Source organism: Kitasatospora sp. NPDC059827 (genome assembly GCF_042731675.1).
Taxonomy (GTDB): Bacteria; Actinomycetota; Actinomycetes; order Streptomycetales; family Streptomycetaceae; genus Kitasatospora.
Genome location: NZ_JBHWIV010000061.1, coordinates 1 through 18,161, shown reverse-complemented (window position 1 = coordinate 18,161; position 18,161 = coordinate 1). Strand labels below are relative to the sequence as shown.

Genomic DNA, 18,161 nt, shown 5'->3' with positions numbered 1-18,161 from the left:
TCCGCCTAGCCCTGCGCCTACTCCTCCGGCTGCGCCCCCGCCGACGCCTTCTGCTCGGACTTCTCCTTCTCCTCCGCCGACGCCTCCGCGAAGGCCGCCGACGCCTCCGGCCGCGCCAGCGTCACCGTCAGCTCCCCGTCGCCGACGTCCGCGATCAGCGTGTCCCCCTCCCGCACCGTCCCGTCCAGCAACAGGTTGGAGATCCGGTTGTCCAGCTCCGACTGGATCGTCCGGCGCAGCGGCCGGGCCCCGAACTCCGGCTGGTAGCCGCGGTTGACCAGGTACTCCTTGGCCGCCTCGGTGACCTCCAGCCGCACGTCCTGGGCCCGCAGCCGCCGCCGGCTGCGCTCCAGCAGCAGGTCGACCACCGACAGCAGGTCCTTCCGGGTGAGCGCGTGGAAGACGATCACCTCGTCGATCCGGTTGAGGAACTCCGGCCGGAACTGCTGGCGCAGGTCCCGCATCAGGTCGTCCCTGATCTCGTCCACGTTGCCCGAGTGGTCCAGGATCCGCTGCGAGCCGATGTTGCTGGTCATGATCACCACGGTGTTGCGGAAGTCGACCGTACGCCCCTGGGAGTCGGTGAGCCGCCCGTCGTCCAGCACCTGGAGCAACAGGTTGAAGACGTCCGGGTGCGCCTTCTCCACCTCGTCGAAGAGCAGCACGCTGTACGGCTTGCGGCGGACCGCCTCGGTCAGCTGCCCGGCCTCCTCGTAGCCGACGTACCCGGGCGGGGAGCCGACCAGCCGGGAGACGGTGTGCTTCTCCTGGAACTCGCTCATGTCGAAGCGGATCATCCGGTCCGGGTCGCCGAACAGCAGCGCCGCCAGGGCCTTGGCCAGCTCGGTCTTGCCGACACCGGTCGGCCCGAGGAAGAGGAAGGAGCCCGTCGGCCGGTCCGGGTCGCCCATCCCGGCGCGGCCGCGGCGCACCGCCTGGGCGACGGCGGTGACCGCCTCGTCCTGGCCGATCACCTTCTCGTGCAGGTGGTCCTCCAGCTTGAGCAGCCGCTCCCGCTCGGTCGCGTTCAGCTCCGCGACCGGGATGCCGGTGCGGGAGGAGAGCACCTGCGCGATGTCGTCGGCGGTCACGTCGACGACCTCCTCGCGGGACTCGGCGATCGCCGCCAGCTCGTCCTCAGTGCGCCGCAGCTCGGACTTGAGGTTGGCGGCCCGGACGAATTCCTCGTCCGCGACCGCCTCGTCCAGCTCCCGCTTCAACTTGGTGATCCGGTCCTGCACCGAGGTCGACTCGGTGGAGCCGCTCAGGCTGCGCAGCCGCACCCGGGCGCCAGCCTGGTCCAGCAGGTCGATCGCCTTGTCGGGCAGGAAGCGGTCACTGACGTACCGGTCGGAGAGGGTCGCCGACGCGTCCAGCGCCTCGTCGGTGAACCGCACCTGGTGGTGCGCCTCGTACGCGTCGCGCAGCCCCCGGAGGATCTCGATCGTCTCCTCGACGCTCGGCTCCGGCACCAGCACCGGCTGGAAGCGGCGCTCCAGCGCGGCGTCCTTCTCCACGTGCTTGCGGTACTCGTCCAGCGTGGTCGCGCCGACCACGCTCAACTCCCCGCGCGCCAGGGCCGGTTTGAGGATGTTGCCGGCGTCCATCGACCCCTCGCCGCCACCGCCCGCACCGACCACGGTGTGCAGCTCGTCCAGGAACAGGATCACGCTCTTCTCGGCCGCCGTGACCTCGTCGATCACCTTCTTCAACCGCTCCTCGAACTCGCCCCGGTACTTGGAGCCGGCCACCAGCGCGGTCAGGTCCAGGGTCACCACCCGCTTGTCCCGCAGGCTCTGCGGAACGTCCCCGGAGACGATCCGCTGGGCCAGGCCCTCGACGATCGCGGTCTTGCCGACGCCCGGCTCCCCGATCAGCACCGGGTTGTTCTTGGTCCGCCGGGAGAGGATCTCCACGGTCTGCTCGATCTCCTCGGCCCGCCCGACCACCGGGTCCAGCCGGCCCCCGCGCGCCGCCTCAGTGAGGTCCTGCCCGTACTCGTCCAGGGTCGGGGTGTCACTCGGGTGCCCGCCCGTGCTGCTGCGCTCGCCGCCCGTGCCGCGCCCGTCCAGCACCGACTTCAACGCCTCCTGCGAGGGCGCCGCGTTGCGCAGCGCCGTCCCCGCACCGGACCGCTCCTGCTCCAGCAGCGCACCGAGGATGTGCTCCGGGCCGATGTACGAGGCGCCGACCGCCTGCGAACGGGCGTGCGCGGCGAGCAGCGCGCGCTTGGCCGACGGGGTCAGCGCGGGCCGCCCGTCCAGCGCCTCCGGGTTGCCGGAGGGCAGCGCGTGCTCCAGGTCCCCGGAGAGCTGGTCCGGGTCGATGCCCGCGCGCTCCAGCATCCGCCGGGAAGGCTCCACCCGGGTGGCCGCCCAGGCGAGGTGCGCGGTGTCCAGGTCGCTGCTGCCGTCCTCGGCCGCACGCTGCGCGGCGAGCCCCAGCAGCTCCTGGGAGGACTCGCTGAGCAGCCGCCCGATCGGCACCCGCTGCACGGCGGGCGGGGAGGCCAGCGGACTCATCCCGAAGAACCGGCTGAGCAGGTCGGAGAACGGGTCGTTCGATCCGAACGGGGGCATGGTCACGGTGGTTCACCTCTCCCAAGCGGTTTGCAGCCACACAAACACAGGCCGCCGGAGCCTGCCCGTCGAGCGCGGCAGCCGACGGGCGGGGCAGCCGACAGGCGGGGCAGCCGACAGGCGCGGCAGCCGACAGGCGCCTCAGCCGGTGAGGTGGTCCAGCAGCACCCCGCCGCTGTACGTCACCGCCATCGCCAGCAGCCCGCCCACCACGTTGCGCGCCACCGCCCGCCCAGCCCCCGCCCCGCCGAGCCGGGCACTCGTCCAGCCCGAGGCCGTCAGCGCCAGCACCACCGCGGCCACCGTCACCCCCAGCCGCCAGGACTCCGGCGGCAGCAGCACCGCCAGCAGCGGCACCAGCGCACCCAGCGTGAACGCGGCCGCACTCGCCAGCGCCGCCTCCCAGGGATTGGTCAACGCCTCGGGGTCGATGCCGAGTTCGGTCTGCGCGTGGGCCGCCAGCGCGTCCCGCTCGGTCAGCGCCGTGGCCACCTCCCGGGCCAACCCGTCGGCCAGCCCGCTGTCCCGGTAGTAGTCGGTCAGTTCGTCGAGCTCCCCCTCCGGGTCCTCCGCCAGCTCGCGCCGCTCCTTCGCCAACGCGGCCCGCTCGGTGTCCCGTTGGGTGCTGACCGAGACGTACTCGCCGGCCACCATCGACATCGCCCCCGCCAGCAGCCCGGCCACCCCCGCCGCCAACAGCGCGGCGCGGGACCCGGCCGCGCCCGCCACACCGGTCACGATCCCGGCCGTCGAGACCACACCGTCATTGGCGCCCAGCACGGCGGCCCGCAACCAGTTCAACCGCGCCGACAGCTCCGCCCGGGTCTCCCCCGCCTCCCCCGTCCGTTCCCCCGTCCGCTCCGCCATCCGCGCCCACCGCCCTCAGGGGTCCGTACGATCCCCCCGATCCTCGCCCGCCACCTGCGGCCCCGCCACCCACCACCCACTACCCGTCACCCGTCACCCGTCACCCCAGGAGCGGTGCCAGCGCCCGCCGCAGGTCCTCCAGGCCCCGGTAGAGCACCCCGGCCATCCCCAGTGCCACCGCCGCGTCCACGTTCTCCTGCCGATCGTCGACGAACAGGCACCGCTCCGGCCTCGCCCCGGCCCGCCCGGCGGCGATCTCGTAGATCCGGCGGTCCGGCTTCGCGCTGCCCACCCGGGAGCTGTTCACCACCTCGTCCGCCAGGTCCGTCAGCCCCAGGCGCGCCAGGTCCTCGTCCAGCCACACCGTCGCATTGGTCACCAGCACCACCCGACAGTGCTCCCGCACCCGCCGCAGCAGTTCCACCACGACCTCGTCCGCCCAGAACGGCGAGTGCGCGAACGCCTCCGCCAGGCCCCGGGCCGCCTCCTCCGACACCCGGCCGGCCAGCCCGCGCGCGATCGAATCCACCCACTCCGCCCGGCCGATCCGCCCCAACAACAAGGGCAGGTCGTTCACCGGCGCGAACCCGACCGCCGCCGTACTCCCCTCCTCCACCCCGGCGGCCCGCTCCAGCGCGGCCACCCCGGCCCCGTCGAAGAACCGGATCACACCGTCCACATCACACAGCACCGCGTCGAAAGCCCTGGTAGTCACCCTTTTCTCCTACCACAGCAGGCCCCCGGCCCCGGCACCCCGGGGGGCCCTCAACTCCCGGACGGCCCCGGACGGTGCCACCCCCGCGGAACCAGCGCCGGCACCCGGGCTCGGTAGCCCTCGTACTCCGCCCCGAACAGGCCGGCCATCATCCCGTCCTCAGCCCGCACCCTCAGCAGCAACCACGGGACGACGACCAGCAGATAGGCGATCCACACCCCGAAGCCGCAGGCCAACATGCCCCCGCCGACCAACCCGAGCAACCCGGTGTAGATGGGGTGCCGCACCAGCCCGTACGGCCCGTCGGTCCGCAACTCGTGCCGCTCCTGAACGGCCGGCACACTTGCCCACATCGTGCCCAGCACCCACCGGGCCCACAGCAGCAAAGCCGTCGAGGCCACTACCAACACCCCACCCAGCAGCGCCAGTTCCGGCTGCCAGTAACGCAACTGCCGCCAGAACCCCAGGGTTCGGTCCACCAGCGCCAGCACCACGTACACCCCCACGGCCAACAGGACCCGCCGAAGCAGCGAACGGCGCAACCCGCCCAACCACCCCCGGAACCCGGACCTCCCCACCACAGCGAAGTAGACGACACCCGCGACCCAGGCCACGCAGAAGATCGCCACGCACGTCCCGGTCAACACACCCATTGCCGATCGCAGAGCTCCCATCCCGCAAGCCTCCGCCCCACCCCACCACCCCACCACCACCCCCGGGTGGAGCCACCCCCGCTCCACCCCCGTCCACCCCCAGGTGGAGCCCCTCACCTCGCACCGACGACCGGGAGCGCCTCCCTGCCCGAGCCGACAACGCCCCCCGACTCCCCAAGATCGTTCAGGAGGAATCTGGGCGTCGGACTCGTGCATCGAAACTGTCCAAGACTGCTGTCAGCCTGCCGGAACGCCTGCGGCCCAGGTCGGAATCATGCTCCTGACCTGGGCCGCAGTGTGCGCCTCAGCTGTTCACGGGGTGGGCGCGGACGGTTTCGAACCGCCGACATCTGCTTTGTAAGAGCAGCGCTCTACCACTGAGCTACGCGCCCCCGGTCGTGGCCCTTCGGGCGTACGACGAGTGCCTAGGGTACCTGGTCCGGCGGGGTGGTGTGGTGCGGGCGGGGTGGGGTGGTGGGAGGGGGCTGCCCGTGGTGCGGGGGGATCGGGGAGAATGGGCGCGGATCAGCGGGTCGGAGCAGGGAGCGGGCAGTGGCGGTGGCCGGCGGGAGCGGGCGGCGGGGGCGGCGTCGGGCGGGGAGTGCGCTGGGCGACGCGCTGGTGTTGCCGGTGGTGCTGGCGGGTGCGTTGGGGGCGGTCGGGCTGGCGTCGGCGGGCAGTGGCGGCTGGTGGGGGCGGCGGGGTGCCGGGGACGGTGTGCGGGCGGAGGCGCGGGAGGCGCGGGCCGCGGCGCAGGAGGCGTTCTACGAGCTGGACGAGACGCAGCGCGAGCTCCGGTTGGCGGTGGAGACCGTCCGGGCGGTCGAGGAGGGTGCGGCGGCGCAGCGGGTGCTGGCCGAGCTGCCGGCGATCTCCGGCCGGGTCGAGCAGGTCACGGTGAACTACCTGGCCGCGCTCGACGCCCATGACCTGGACCGGGAGGACCTGGACGCCGGTTCGGTGGCCCAGGCCCGGCGGCTGCTGGTGGACGTGCAGGGCCAGCTCCGCTCGGCCCGCGCCGAGCTGACCGACTTCCTGCGCCGTCTCCAGCCGACCCTGCTCCACGCCGAACAGCAGCTGATGCGGGTCACACCGGCCGTGGAGCAGGCCAAGCACGCACTGCTGCGGGCGACCACCACGCTGGACGAGGTGCGCGGCGCCGGGCTGCGGGCGGACGACCTGGCGGCCCGGCTGGCCGAGCTGGCGCCGGAGTTGGGGCGGCTGAACGAGGGGGCGGCGCGGCACGGTGTGGCAGCCACCCTGCAGCGGGCCGAGGAGGTGCGGCGGCGGGCGGAGGCGATCACCGCCGACGCCGCCCAGCTGCCCGAGCGGGCCCGGGAGCTGGACCGCCGGGTGTCCAGCCTGCGGACCCGGATCCAGGCGCTGGAGACCAAGGCGGAGACGGTCGATCCGGCACTGAGCGAGCTGCGCCGCCGGTTCAGCACGGCCTGCTGGCAGGACCTCCAGCGGGTGCCCGAGCAGGTCGCCGAGGCGGGCCGGGCCGCCGGGCGCAAGCTCGCCGAGGCCGCCCGGGCCCGGGACGAGCAGCGGTGGGCGGACGCCACGGCCGCGATCGGTACGGTCCGCGCGCTGCTGGAGACCGCGGACGGCTCGGTGCAGGCCGTGAACGACCGGCTGCGGCAGCTGAACGAGGTGCAGCACGACCCGAACCGGGAGGTGGAGCGCGCCCGCTTCGCCGTCCGGGACGCCCAGCGGCTGGCGATGGCGGGCCGCACCGCGCCGGACCCGCGGCACGCCGGCCCGCTGGACGAGGCGGTGGCCCGGCTGGACCGGGCGCTGGAGACCCTCCAGGCCTCGGGCCGGCACCCCGACTACTGGCACTTCCTGACCGAGCTGGCGGCGGTGCGGGAGACGGCGGCGCGGGTGATCGGCATGATCCGCGGCGATCTGGGCCCGCACCGCTGAGCGCGGTCGGTACCCTGCCGGTATGCCACGCTACGACTTCCGCTGCCGCTCCTGCGGCGCCACCTTCGAGCTCCGCCGCGCGATGGCGCAGGCCAACGACCCCGCCGTCTGCCCGCAGGGCCACCCGGACACCGTGAAGCTGCTGTCCACCGTCGCCGTCACCGGCGCGGCGGGCGGCGCGCCGCAGCAGGCCCCGAGCGGAGGCGGGGGCGGCTGCTGCGGCGGCGGGTGCTGCGGCTGACCGGAGCGGACAGGCGGCTAACCGGCGACGACGGGGTCGGCGGGGCCAAGAGGACCGACGGGCATGGTGGGCATGACCGAGGCGGTGGCCGCCGCCAGGAACCGGCGGGCGATCTCCTCCCCCGCCGCCACCCCCACCTCCGCCAGGGCGGTGACGCCGGGGGCCGTCCATCCGCCGTCGGCCAGTTCGCCGTGCCCGGGCCGCCACCCGGCGTCGGCGGCGAGCAGCAGGTCGGCGTCCAGCAGGGAGTCGCCGGCCGCCAGGACGGTGTGCGCGCCGCTGCGGCGGACGGCCTCGGCGAGCGCGGCGCTCTTGGTGAGCGGCTGCGGCACGGCGTACACCTTGCGGCCCTGCAGCGAGACCCGCCAGCCGCGTTCGGCGCACCAGCCGGTGAGTTCGGGCAGCCAGCCGTCGGGCAGCCGGTCGCGTTCGACGACCAGGTAGGCGAACTGCTCGTCGGCGACCCGCCGTTTGCGCGTCCACTCCGGGTCGGCGCTCAGGGCGAGTTGGCGCACCACCTCGTCCAGCGGAGCGGCGCCGGCGGCGATCCGCGCGGTGATCTCGCGGCGCCAGTCGCGGTCCGGCTCGCCGTCCACCAGCAGCTGCCCGCCGTTCGCGCAGATCGCGTAAGTGGGCGTCGGTCCGGGCAGGTTGACCCGCCGGTACTGTTCGACGGTCCGGGTGGTGGCGGGTACGAAGCGGGCCCGGCGGCCCAGTTCGACCAGCAGGGCGCCGGCCCGTTCGGTCAGGAAGGACAGCGGGCGGCCGTCCAGCACCTCGACACAGAGCAGCCGCGGCGCGAGCCGGTCGGGGCCGTCCAGGGCCAGGGCCCGCTCGGAGTAGATGAGCGTACGGTCGAGATCGCTGGCCACCAGCACGCCACCCTCGTCACCGCCCGGACCACCCGCACCGCCCGGACCACCCGCGCTGCCCCCCGCACCGTCCACGGCACCCATCAGGACTCCCTCCCCGTCACGGCCCGGCCGCTCTCCCCCGTCGCGCCCCGACTGTAGCGGGGGTGGATGAGGCCCACGCAGCTGTACGGCAGCCCGTCCACCTCCTCGACCGGGACGCCGCGTTGGGCGGCGAGCAGCCGTACGTGGTCGAGGTCGGTACCCGCGCCGCGCCGGGCCAGCACCCGCCAGGGCACCCGGCGCAGCAGCACCCGGGTGGTCTCGCCGACGCCGGGCTTCACCAGGTTGATGTTGTCGATGCCGTACTCGGCGCTGATCCGCTCGACGGCGGCCCAGCCGGCCCAGTCGGGCGTGCGGTCCGGGTCGGCGGCGAGCCGTCCGGCCGCCTCGACCGCGAGGGCGCGGACCTCCCCGAAGTGGTCGGCCACCGCGGTCAGGAAGGTCTCCGAGACATCCCCGCCCGCGAGTTCGGCGTAGTGCTTGGCGCCGTGGAAGTCCCCGGGGCCGATCAGTCCGGCGCGCAGTACGGTGCGTGAAACCAGCCCGGACACCGTGGAGTTGAGGCAGGCGGAGGGGATCAGGAAGTCCTCCCGGGTGCCGTACGTCCGGACGCAGCGGCCCGGGTCGGCGAGCACCGCGAGGTCCGGGTCGAAGCCGGTGCCGGCCAGCGCGTCGGTGAGTTCGCGGGTGATCGCGCCCTTTCCGGTCCAGCCGTCCACGAACACCACGTCGGACGCCCGGTGGTGGGCCGCCAGATAGCGCAGCGCGACCTGGTCGATGCCGCGGCCGCGGACGATGGACACCGCGTAGTGCGGCACGGACAGGCCGTGGGCGAAGGCCAGCCAGCGGCGGACCAGGATGCCGACCGGCGTGCCGGCCCGGGCCAGCGAGGCGAGCACCAGGCCGGGCCCCCGCTCGCGCAGCAGGGTCTCGGCGACGGTGCCGACGGCGAGCGCCATCCGGCGGGCCGAGCCGCGCAGCGCCTGGTGGAACAGCTCCTGGTACTCGGGGCTGGGGCAGTACTCGACCGGCAGCGACTCGGCGTAGTGGGCGCCGCCGTGCTGGACGGCCTCCTCCCGCTCCTCGGTGGGGGCCTCCAGCGGGACGTCGGAGAGGTCCTTGAGCAGCCAGGCGACCTCCTCCGGGCGGTAGGAGGAGAACTCCGGCCCGTACAGCGGAGTCGGCAGCGCGGCGGGCATCCCGGCAGGCAGCGGAGTCGACAGCGCAGCCGGCAGCGGGGAGGACGACACGGAGGGCAGCATCGGGCGGTACGAGGGGAGTACCGCGAGGACCACCCGGTCCGTCACCTGCCGCAGCTGGCGCAGCAGCGCGTACTCCCCCAGGTGCAGGGCCGGGGTATCGGCTACGTCGTCCACCACCAGCACCACGGCGTCGAAGCGGCGGGCCCCGTCCGCACCGGGGGCGACGTTGTAGACGTAGCGTTCGCGCGAGCCGCCGTCCTGCGGGTCGTCGTGGGCCGGGAAGACCAGCCGGGTGCGGATGGCGTAGCCGGGGTCGTCCACGGCGAGGACGGGCGAGCGGGTGGTGGTGGAGTAGCGGATGCGGTCGCCGCCGAACCGCTGGGCGAGCGCCTCGGCGAGCCGCAGCGGCGCATACATCAGCTCCTCGAAGCCGAGCACCAGGACCCGCTGCCGCTCAGCACCGTCCACCGCCGCACCGGTACCCACCGCCGCATCCGTACCGACCACCGCGCCGGTACCCACCGCCGCACCGTCCACCGGCCCGGCGCCCGCCCCCAGCGCCTGCGCCAGCTGCCCCGCCAGTGCGGGCAGTACGGCGTCCAGCCGCTCGCGGTCGTGCGCCGTGAAGCCGTGCCGCCCACCGTCCGGCAGCCCGGCGGGCCAGTCCAGCTCGACCCGGACCAGCGGGGCGGGCTCGACGGCCGGCGGCGGGGCGGCCGGGGGGGCGGCGGCGATCAGCCGCTCGGCCCGGGCCACGATGTCCTCGGGCAGGTCGACGCCACCGCTCGCGGTGGCCACCACGTCGAGCCGGGCGCCGAGTTCGGCGGCGGCTGCGGCGAGCCGGTGCCGGTCCTCGGCGGAGCGCAGGTCGACCAGGGCGACCACCACGTAGTGGCCGCGCGGGTGGCGGTGGTGCAGTTCGCGGATGGTGTTGAGGACGGTCCGGCCGGTCGAGAGCTCGTCGTCCACGAGCACCAACGGGCCGTCACCCGTGAGGAGTTCGGGGTCGGCCGGGAGGAGCAGGTGGCCGGTGGCGTGGGAGTGCTCCTCCTCGAAGCCGCCGAGCGGGGGCACCCCGGGGACGGGGCGGCGGGTGGAGTGCAGGCAGGGCGCGTCGAGCCCGTCGGCGACGCTGTGGCCGAGGCCGGTGGCGGTCTCCGCGTAGCCGAGCACGACGGCCCGGCCGGCTTCCGCGGGGCCGAGCAGCTCCCGGACCCGGCGGCCGAGTTCGAGGCCGGCGCCGTGCACCACGGCGGGCCGCTGCGGGACGTGCTTGCCGAGCACGCTGGAGACCAGCAGGTGGGCCCGCTTGGGGTTGCCGGACCGCAGGGCCAGGCCGACCAGTTCGGGCAGGCGCTCCGATCCGGTCAGCGCGATCCCGGCCCGCTCGGCGACCCAGCGCCCGGTCCAGCCGCCCTCCGCCGCCACCGCCGCTGTCTCTGCTCTCTTCACTGCTGGTCCCGCCTTCGGTGGTGCTGATCGATCGGTTCGCGCGTGTCGTGTCGGGCCGTGTCGGTCGTGTCCGCTCGGGCCGGGTCATGTCCGGTCGGGTCATGTCGAGTCGGGTCGAGGGGCCGGGGTCAGCCGCACAGGCAGGCGGACAGCAGCTCCGCGAAGCTCACGTCCTCCCGGGCCACCCCGAAGACCTCCGCCCGCAGCAGCACCCGCTCCGCCCAGGCGCGGTGCGGCCGGGCCTCGTTCATCTTGTTCGTGTACGCCGAGCGGAGTACCCCGCCGCCGTCCTGCTCCTGTCGCAGGATGTCGCGCGCGTCGCAGTACTCCTCGTGTGTGACCACGGACAGCGCGTGCACGGCGGGGACGTGACTGGGATGGATGCAGGTCTTGCCCAACAGGCCGTTGGCGCGGTCGAGTTCGACCTCGCGGATGAGCCCGTCCAGGTCGTGCTCGATGATCCTCCGACGGACCTCCTCGCCGGAGGCCCGGGCGGTGCCGGCCGTCGCGGCGAACGGGGTGCGGCGCAGCTGCGGCTTGAACATCCGCTCCTGCACCGGGAAGTACTCCCAGACCGGCCCGGTCACGGTGTACCCGGTGCCGTCCGCCCGGCCGAGCACATTGACCACGTCGCCGATCACGGCCGCGACCAGGGCCACGTCGTAGGCGGTGAGGTCGGGTGAGCGCCGCAGCCCGTAGGCGGAGCACAGGTCGGTGACACCGAGCCGGACGGCGAGCACCCGTTCGCGGTGCTCGGCGAGCAGGTCGGCGATGCCGAAGAGCTGCTCGCGCCTGGTCTCCAGGTGGGCGAGCTCGGGCGTTTCCAGGACGGGCATGGCGAACAGCCGCCGCCCGGTGGCGGCCTCGGCGGCGGCGAGCGCTGCCAGGTAGGCACCGCCCGTCCGCGGGGTGAACTTGGGCAGGACGAAGCCGCTCAGCAGCCCGACGGCCGGGCCGAGCCGCTCGGCCAGGTCGAGGATCTGCTCGGCGGTGCGGACCCTGATGAAGAGAAGCGGATGATCCTGTGCACAATCGGTGAAATCATTGACCAGGTCCGACAGCTGCTCGACCAGGTTGCGTTCGCCCGCGTCCACCTCGTGGTCGGCGATCGCGTCCTCCAGGCAGAGCACCATCGACACCACGCCCTGCCCGGCCAGCTTGCGGATGTCGGCGGCCAGTGCGGGCCTGGTCGCAGGGCTGTAGAGGGTGCCGCCGAGGGCGGTGGCGAGCACCGCAGGCTCGCTCCCCGCGGTGAACGTCCGCGGCTGCTCCAGGAACAGCCGGGCACGGACGTCGTCGGCGAGGTGGCCGAAATGTCGCATGGTGCTCTCCTCGGGGCTGGACGGCGGGCTCGCCGACCGGACGGACGGCCTCCGGCCCGCGGTTTCCGCCTGGACGCACCGCCGGCGGACTCCCCTCCACCGGCCTCCGGGGGCCTGTTCGAAGGCCCATCGTACGGACGATTTCCGGCCGTTCCCGGCATCGGGGCACTGAACTCCCGGAACATCCGGTGGGCACCCGACCCATCCGGAACGATCATCCGGCGGGCAGCGGCCCGGCGCGAGCGGAGCACTCGCCGGTCAGGGAAGGCCCGCCGCAAACCTCGATCCGACGCAAGTCTTGGCAAAGTCCGTCCCCACGCCGACCGTCCCGGTCACGTTGTCCGAAGGGGTGGCGAACGGGCAGGATGGTCCGCTATGACGCACGTGATGGCCAAGGGCGCCAACATCGCACTGCCGGCGGCGGCGGTCCGCGCCGTGCTGCGCTGGAGCGCCACGCCCGGTGCGCCGGACGTGGACGCGTCCGCGCTGCTGCTCGGTGCCGACGGCAAGGTCCGTTCGGACGCCGACTTCGTCTTCTACAACCAGCCCCGCCACCCCTCCGGCCTGGTCCGCCACCTGCCCAAGCAGCACACCGCGGGCGGCGCCGAGATCATCGACACGGTCGAGGTCGAACTGGCCAAGCTGCCGGTCGAGGTGGACCGGGTGGTGCTGGCCGGTTCCTCCGAGGGCGGCTCGTTCCGCGCCGTCCCGGGACTGCGGCTGCTGCTGTTCGACGCCGCCACGGGTGACGGCGCGGTTCCGCTCGCCGAGTTCGCGATCGTGGACGCCGAGAACGTGTCCGCGCTGGTCGCGGGTGAGCTGTACCGGCGCAACGGCTCGTGGAAGTTCCGGGCGATCGGCCAGGGGTACACGTCGGGGCTGATCGGCCTGGCCACCGACTTCGGCATCACGGTCGACGACGAGGCGGAGGCCGCCGCCGCGGCTGCGGCCGCGGCCGCAGCCCGGTCGACCCCGGCTCCCGGCTCCACCGCCACCGGCGCGGTCGACCCGCGGGCCACCCCGCTGCCCGACCCGCGCTCCGGGGCCCGGCCCGAGCCCGGCACCTTCACCCTGAGCCCGGCCGTCCCCCAGTCCCCGCCCCAACCTCCGGCCCAGCCCCCGGCCGCTCCGGCCACCCCGGCCCCGGCCCCGGCCGCCGCCACCGCGAACGGCCCGGCCACCCCGCCCCCGCCGGTGGCCCCGCCCACCGTGCCCCCGAACGTCCCGCCGGCCCCGCCCGTGCCGCCGAACCACCAGCCGCCGACCCACCAGCCGGGCACCCAGTCGGGCGGCTACGGCTACCCGCAGCACCAGCCCGGCACCGGGTACGGCTACCCCCAGCACCAGCCCGCGACCGGCTACGGCTACCCGCAGCCCAACCAGCCGTACCCGCCGCAGCAGCCCCAGCCGGGCACCCACTCCGGCGGCTACGGCTACCCCCAGCACCAGCCCGGCACCGGGTACGGCTACCCGCAGCCCCAGGCACCGGCACCGGCACCAGCACCAGCACCGACCCAGGCCCCGCCCGCCGAGGAGTTCGCACTGCCCCCGCAGGGCCCGCAGTTCCAGCCCCACTGACCCACCGACCCACTGCGCCGCCCCCACCGGAACCACCGCACAGCGCGCACCCCGCACCGCCCCGCCGAGCCCGACGCCCGGCGGGGCCGCCCCGGGGCAGCACCGCCGCCGCCCCGGGCAACACCACGCCCCCCGCCAGGGACTCAGTCCCCGCCCCCGCTCGGCTGCTGCCCCTTGTACCCCCGCTGCCACTGCATCCCGAAGCCGTACAGCCGGTCGATGTCCGCCTGGAACCCGTTCACGTACCGCACCTCGCGGCGCACGGTCAGCTGGTTGTCCCCGGCGTTCTCGATCAGCACCACCGCGCAGGAGCGGGCGGCCCGGGCCCGTTCGTCCAGCTTGATCTCGATCCGCGGCCCGGTCTGCGGCACGATCGTTATCACCGCGTGGGTCTGCTCGAAGGCCGGGGTGCCGTCGTAGATGTAGACGAAGATCAGCAGCCGCTTGAACTTGTCCTTCTTCTCCAGGTTGACGTACATCGTCTCGCCGGAGGGCGCCCCGTACTGGTCGTCGCCGCTGAGCTTGATGAACGGCGGTTCCCGCAGGTCGCCGAAGAGTTCACCGAGCGGCTGCACCACGCCCCGGGTGCCGTCGGAGAGTTCGTACATGCAGGCGAGGTCGAGGTCGACGTTCAGCTGCTCGTTGCCGCCCGGCGAGTCGGGCTCCAGCGGGCTGAGGATCCGCGGGCTGAAGAACCGTTTGAGGGTGTCCCGGGTGCTCGGCCGGACGGCGCCCGAGCGCATGGTCCAGTGCAGGTTGACGTAGAGGTAGCCGGTGGTGGCGGCCGAGCCGGTGATCGCGTGCTGCGGCGCCGACTTGGTGAGCGTGACCTTGTGCTGCCCGCCCGGGTTGTCGAAGGTGTAGCTCTTGTCCCCGCGCAGGTACTCCCAGATCGAGACCATCCAGTCCTCTCCCCCTGCCTCCGTGCGGCGGTCTGACGATCCGCCGATCCATGGACGATCCGCCGGTCCATGATCGGGCATCGACCGGGCCGACGGATACCCGAACTCCTCCTTTCCCTACCCCGCCCGGCCGTTGACGCCCACCCGTGGCGCGTACCCGTGGCGTGAACCCGCGGCGCGAACCCGTGACCCGAACCGGTGGGTCGATTGGCCCGGGGAAGCCGCCCTCCCGTAACATGCCGCCCCTTCGGACGCGATATCGTCTAGCCGCACAGGTGTCCCGTCCGCCCCTGCGCGGGCGCGGTGGGCACGTCGTGCGGCGACGAACGAACCGTCAGGCGGTACCCGCCCCGCGGGAGCTGACCACCTGTGTCGCGCTGTGAACCTGTCCCCTGCGGAAACCCGAGGCCCGACCCGCAATGAACCTGACCTCCATACAGCTGGTCTGGACCGTCGTCGGCGGCGCAGCCCTGCTGTTCATCGCCATCCTGATGGCGACACTGCGATTCAAGAGCACGAAGCACGACGAGGCCGGCGATTCCTGGGAGCGCAGCGAGGAGCGCCGCCGCCGCAAGGAGATGATCTACGGCATCTCCTCGTACACCCTGCTGTTCTGCTGCGCCGGCGTCGCGGCCGCGCTCTCCTTCCACGGCCTGGTGGGCTTCGGCATCGAGAACCTGGGCCTGTCCAACGGCTGGGAGTACCTCGTCCCGTTCGGCCTGGACGGCGCCGCGATGTTCTGCTCGGTGCTCGCCGTCCGCGAGGCCAGCCACGGTGACGCCGCGCTCGGTTCCCGCCTGCTGGTCTGGGTGTTCGCGATCGCCTCGGCCTGGTTCAACTGGGTGCACGCCCCGCGCGGCCTGGGCCACGCCGGCGCCCCGCAGTTCTTCTCCGGCATGTCGATCTCGGCGGCGATCCTGTTCGACCGGGCGCTCAAGCAGACCCGCAAGGCCGCGCTGCGCGAGCAGGGCCTGGTGCCGCGTCCGCTGCCGCAGATCCGCATCGTCCGCTGGCTGCGCGCCCCGCGCGAGACCTACGCGGCCTGGTCGCTGATGCTGCTGGAGAACGTCCGCAGCCTGGACGAGGCGGTCGAGGAGGTGCGCGAGGAGCGCCAGGCGAAGCTGGACGCCAAGGTGCGCGCCCGTTCCGCCGACCGGCGCGAGCGGGCCGAGTTGAAGGCGATCTCCCGCCAGGGCGGCATGCTCGCCCGGGCCCGCGGCGGGCGTCAGGTGCCCGCGCTCACGGCGGCCGGAGACGGCCAGACCGCTACGGAGCCTGCCCTAGCCGCCGAGAGCGACCGCACCGCCCCTACCGCGCACGACCCGTACCTCTCCCCCACCCCGTCCCTCTCGGCGAGCGCGCTGGACCGCTCCGCCCTGGACGCCGGCCGCCGCCCGCGTGCCGCCGTCGGGTCGTCCTACGCCTCCGCCACGAGCGGCTCCACCGGAAGCTCGGTCGGCAGCTCGGTGTCGTCCTCGTCCTACCGCAGCTCGACCATCGACCTGACGGCCGACGACGACACCCTGTCGATGCCGAAGCTGGACTCGCTGGAGCGCAAGCTGCGCGCGATCGAGCAGCAGCTGGGCTGACGCCCCGCCCGGCACCCCGCAGGAGCAGCGCAGGAACAACGCGAACGGCCGCCCCCGGATCCCCGGAGGCGGCCGTTCGCGTTCCCCGGCCCTACGGCCCTACGGCCGGAGAGGGGGTGGCGGGCGGCGGACTACTGCCCGCTGCCCACGAGTTCCTTCTCCCCCTCCGCCGCCTCGCGCCGGTTGCGCAGCATCGAGGAGAGGAGGGCCAGCCCGATGAAGGCGACGCCGATCAGGCCGGTGACGATCTCCGGGATGTGGTACTTGATCCCGACCAGCAGGATCACCGCCAGCGCGCCGATCGCGTAGTGGGCGCCGTGCTCCAGGTAGACGTAGTCGTCCAGGGTTCCCTTGCGGACCAGGAAGACGGTCAGCGAGCGGATGTACATCGCGCCGATGCCGAGGCCCAGGGTGATCTGGAAGATGTCGTTGGAGATCGCGAAGGCGCCGACCACGCCGTCGAAGGAGAACGACGCGTCCAGGACCTCCAGGTAGAGGAAGAGGAAGAACGCGGCCTTGCCGGCCACCTGGACGACGGACTTGCCGGACTTCTCCGCCTCCTCCTCGCGCTCGGCCTCCTCCTCCAGGCCCGATTCGAAGATCGAGGAGAGGCCGCCGACGACGAGGTAGGTGACCAGGCCGAGCACACCGGCCAGCAGAACGGTTTCGGCGTGCTCCGCCGCGAAGAAGCGCGAGGCCAGCACCAGCGCGACGAGGGCGACGACGCTGGACAGGGCGTCCAGCTTGCCGACCTTCTCCAGCGGGCGCTCCAGCCAGCCGAGCCAGTTGTGCTCCTTCTCGTCGAACACGAAGTCGAGGAAGATCATCAACAGGAAGACGCCGCCGAAGGCCGCGATGGCCGGGTTGGCCGCCTCCAGGTACTGGCCGTACGTGAGGCCGTCGTGGGTCGCGTTGGAGTGCAGGGCGAGGTCGATCACCGTCGCGGGGTTGAGCTTCGCGGTGAGGCCGACGACCAGCAGCGGGAAGACCAGTCGCATCCCGAAGACGGCGATCAGCACACCGACCGTCAGGAAGATCTTCTGCCAGTACGGGTTCATCCGCTTCAACACCGTGGCATTGACCACCGCGTTGTCGAAGGACAGGGAGATCTCCAGGATGGAGAGGATCAGCACGATGCCGAAGCCTTGGGCTCCCCAGAGCAGTCCGGCCGCGATCAGGCCCAGGGCGGTGATCGCGAACGACCAGCCGAATGTGCGGAGGAACACGGGAGTTGGCTACCTTTCGGGTTCTGGCCGTGTCGGGGGCGGCCTGGCCCCGAGACGCCTGACCGGGCCGGGCCCGGTCAGGTCACCCCCGCACTGCCCTCTGTTCTCTTGATCGTTTGATCGGTGATCATCTGATCGTCGATCGGTGCGATAAGTCCGTTTTACGCCCTCACTGTACGTTGACGCCGAAGTCGAGCGCGATCCCGCGCAGGCCGGAGGCGTACCCCTGGCCCACCGCGCGGAACTTCCACTCACCCGCGTACCGGTACAGCTCGCCGAAGATCATCGCGGTCTCGCTGGACGCGTCCTCGGACAGGTCGTAGCGCGCGATCTCCTCGCCGCCGACGGAGTTGACGACCCGGATGTAGGCGTTGCGCACCTGTCCGAAGTTCTGCAGCCGGGCCTCGGCCTCGTAGATCGAGACCGCGAAGACCACCTTGTCCGCCTGGGCCGGGACCAGCTCCAGGTTGACCAGGATCAGCTCGTCGTCACCCGCGTCGTCGCCGCCCACGAGGTTGTCGCCCTGGTGCTCCACCGAGCCCTCGGGGCTCTTGAGGTTGTTGTAGAAGACGAAGTACTCGTCACCGAGCACCCGTCCGCCACCGCAGAGCAGGGCGCTCGCGTCGAGGTCGAACGGTGCGCCCGTGGTCGAACGGGCGGACCAGCCGAGGCCGATCTGGACCTGCGTCAGGTTCGGCGCGGCCTTGGTGAGCGAGACGTTCCCGCCCTTGGCGAGCGTGACCACCATCGTGTTCTTCCTCCCTTGCTTCTCCCGGGGCGCCATACAGGTGTAGTCCCCCGCGGCCCCGGCCGGCCCGCTTCGGCCGGCTGAACTTCCTGAACTCACATCCTCGCAGCGCACCGGACCCCGACGAAGCCGGACCGCTCCCGACCCCCTTCGAAGCCGCCCCCGACCCCCGACGAAGCCGGTCACGACACCGTCCGGAACCGTCCCCGCCCCCCGACGAAGCCGGGGCGGCCCCGGACCTCGAAGG

The 18,161-nt window shown here is 73.2% G+C and carries 14 protein-coding genes and 1 tRNA gene; 4 read left to right on the top strand and 11 right to left on the bottom strand.

Features of this window, described 5'->3' with window-relative positions:
* Positions 1 to 17 precede the first annotated feature (17 nt).
* From ACFV8H_RS29860 to ACFV8H_RS29840, 5 genes are all read right to left on the bottom strand, one after another.
* Entirely contained in the window at positions 18 to 2,579 is a 2,562-nt protein-coding gene (locus tag ACFV8H_RS29860; RefSeq protein ID WP_380406204.1) for an ATP-dependent Clp protease ATP-binding subunit, read from the bottom strand.
* A gap of 141 nt (positions 2,580 to 2,720) precedes the next feature.
* On the bottom strand, positions 2,721 to 3,446 hold the full coding sequence (locus ACFV8H_RS29855) for a VIT1/CCC1 transporter family protein (protein WP_380406119.1): 726 nt from the start codon (positions 3,444 to 3,446) through the stop codon (positions 2,721 to 2,723).
* Between the two features lie 100 nt (positions 3,447 to 3,546).
* The gene (locus tag ACFV8H_RS29850) at positions 3,547 to 4,161 is read right to left on the bottom strand and encodes an HAD family hydrolase (RefSeq protein WP_380406118.1); all 615 of its coding nucleotides are present in this window, start codon (positions 4,159 to 4,161) and stop codon (positions 3,547 to 3,549) included.
* Positions 4,162 to 4,211: 50 nt separating this feature from the next.
* Positions 4,212 to 4,790, bottom strand: coding sequence for a methyltransferase family protein (locus ACFV8H_RS29845; protein ID WP_380406115.1), 579 nt, complete (start codon positions 4,788 to 4,790; stop codon positions 4,212 to 4,214).
* A 344-nt stretch (positions 4,791 to 5,134) separates the two neighbouring features.
* A tRNA-Val gene (locus ACFV8H_RS29840) sits at positions 5,135 to 5,206 on the bottom strand.
* Between the two features lie 160 nt (positions 5,207 to 5,366).
* On the opposite strand from ACFV8H_RS29840, the gene ACFV8H_RS29835 reads away from it, so the two are divergent.
* Together ACFV8H_RS29835 and ACFV8H_RS29830 are read left to right on the top strand one after the other, a co-directional pair.
* Positions 5,367 to 6,740, top strand: a complete 1,374-nt coding sequence (locus tag ACFV8H_RS29835; RefSeq protein ID WP_380406113.1) for a hypothetical protein — start codon at positions 5,367 to 5,369, stop codon at positions 6,738 to 6,740.
* A gap of 22 nt (positions 6,741 to 6,762) precedes the next feature.
* Positions 6,763 to 6,981, top strand: coding sequence for a zinc ribbon domain-containing protein (locus ACFV8H_RS29830; protein WP_375887805.1), 219 nt, complete (start codon positions 6,763 to 6,765; stop codon positions 6,979 to 6,981).
* A 17-nt stretch (positions 6,982 to 6,998) separates the two neighbouring features.
* Here the strand turns inward: ACFV8H_RS29830 and ACFV8H_RS29825 are convergent, their stop codons facing one another.
* The 3 genes from ACFV8H_RS29825 to ACFV8H_RS29815 all read right to left on the bottom strand — a co-directional run bounded on the left by ACFV8H_RS29825 (position 6,999) and on the right by ACFV8H_RS29815 (position 11,871).
* Positions 6,999 to 7,856 carry an HAD family hydrolase gene (locus ACFV8H_RS29825; protein WP_380406201.1) on the bottom strand — a complete coding sequence of 286 codons (858 nt, stop codon included), beginning with the start codon at positions 7,854 to 7,856 and terminating at the stop codon, positions 6,999 to 7,001.
* 80 nt (positions 7,857 to 7,936) lie between these two features.
* Entirely contained in the window at positions 7,937 to 10,549 is a 2,613-nt protein-coding gene (locus tag ACFV8H_RS29820; RefSeq protein ID WP_380406110.1) for a phosphoribosyltransferase, read from the bottom strand.
* Positions 10,550 to 10,677: 128 nt separating this feature from the next.
* Entirely contained in the window at positions 10,678 to 11,871 is a 1,194-nt protein-coding gene (locus ACFV8H_RS29815) for an HpcH/HpaI aldolase/citrate lyase family protein (RefSeq protein WP_380406107.1), read from the bottom strand.
* 375 nt (positions 11,872 to 12,246) lie between these two features.
* Between ACFV8H_RS29815 and ACFV8H_RS29810 the strand changes: the two genes are divergently transcribed.
* Positions 12,247 to 13,449, top strand: coding sequence for a TerD family protein (locus ACFV8H_RS29810; protein WP_380406104.1), 1,203 nt, complete (start codon positions 12,247 to 12,249; stop codon positions 13,447 to 13,449).
* A 143-nt stretch (positions 13,450 to 13,592) separates the two neighbouring features.
* Here ACFV8H_RS29810 and ACFV8H_RS29805 read toward each other — a convergent pair whose 3' ends face one another.
* On the bottom strand, positions 13,593 to 14,351 hold the full coding sequence (locus ACFV8H_RS29805) for a Tellurium resistance (RefSeq protein WP_380406102.1): 759 nt from the start codon (positions 14,349 to 14,351) through the stop codon (positions 13,593 to 13,595).
* Between the two features lie 419 nt (positions 14,352 to 14,770).
* Between ACFV8H_RS29805 and ACFV8H_RS29800 the strand changes: the two genes are divergently transcribed.
* Positions 14,771 to 15,940, top strand: a complete 1,170-nt coding sequence (locus ACFV8H_RS29800) for a DUF2637 domain-containing protein (RefSeq protein WP_380406099.1) — start codon at positions 14,771 to 14,773, stop codon at positions 15,938 to 15,940.
* 131 nt (positions 15,941 to 16,071) lie between these two features.
* Here the strand turns inward: ACFV8H_RS29800 and ACFV8H_RS29795 are convergent, their stop codons facing one another.
* Positions 16,072 to 17,166: a DUF475 domain-containing protein gene (locus ACFV8H_RS29795; protein WP_375887788.1), complete on the bottom strand. Its 1,095-nt coding sequence runs from the start codon at positions 17,164 to 17,166 to the stop codon at positions 16,072 to 16,074.
* A 169-nt stretch (positions 17,167 to 17,335) separates the two neighbouring features.
* Positions 17,336 to 17,914 carry a TerD family protein gene (locus ACFV8H_RS29790; protein WP_375887786.1) on the bottom strand — a complete coding sequence of 193 codons (579 nt, stop codon included), beginning with the start codon at positions 17,912 to 17,914 and terminating at the stop codon, positions 17,336 to 17,338.
* Positions 17,915 to 18,161: the final 247 nt, after the last annotated feature.

What these genes read in the sequence shown, in the direction of transcription:
- ACFV8H_RS29860 (WP_380406204.1), bottom strand. Translation starts at nt 2,579, where the DNA reads ATGCCCCCGTTCGGATCGAACGACCCGTTCTCCGACCTGCTCAGCCGG.
- ACFV8H_RS29855 (WP_380406119.1), bottom strand. Translation starts at nt 3,446, where the DNA reads ATGGCGGAGCGGACGGGGGAACGGACGGGGGAGGCGGGGGAGACCCGG.
- ACFV8H_RS29830 (WP_375887805.1), top strand. Translation starts at nt 6,763, where the DNA reads ATGCCACGCTACGACTTCCGCTGCCGCTCCTGCGGCGCCACCTTCGAG.
- ACFV8H_RS29815 (WP_380406107.1), bottom strand. Translation starts at nt 11,871, where the DNA reads ATGCGACATTTCGGCCACCTCGCCGACGACGTCCGTGCCCGGCTGTTC.
- ACFV8H_RS29810 (WP_380406104.1), top strand. Translation starts at nt 12,247, where the DNA reads ATGACGCACGTGATGGCCAAGGGCGCCAACATCGCACTGCCGGCGGCG.
- ACFV8H_RS29805 (WP_380406102.1), bottom strand. Translation starts at nt 14,351, where the DNA reads ATGGTCTCGATCTGGGAGTACCTGCGCGGGGACAAGAGCTACACCTTC.
- ACFV8H_RS29800 (WP_380406099.1), top strand. Translation starts at nt 14,771, where the DNA reads ATGAACCTGACCTCCATACAGCTGGTCTGGACCGTCGTCGGCGGCGCA.
- ACFV8H_RS29790 (WP_375887786.1), bottom strand. Translation starts at nt 17,914, where the DNA reads ATGGTGGTCACGCTCGCCAAGGGCGGGAACGTCTCGCTCACCAAGGCC.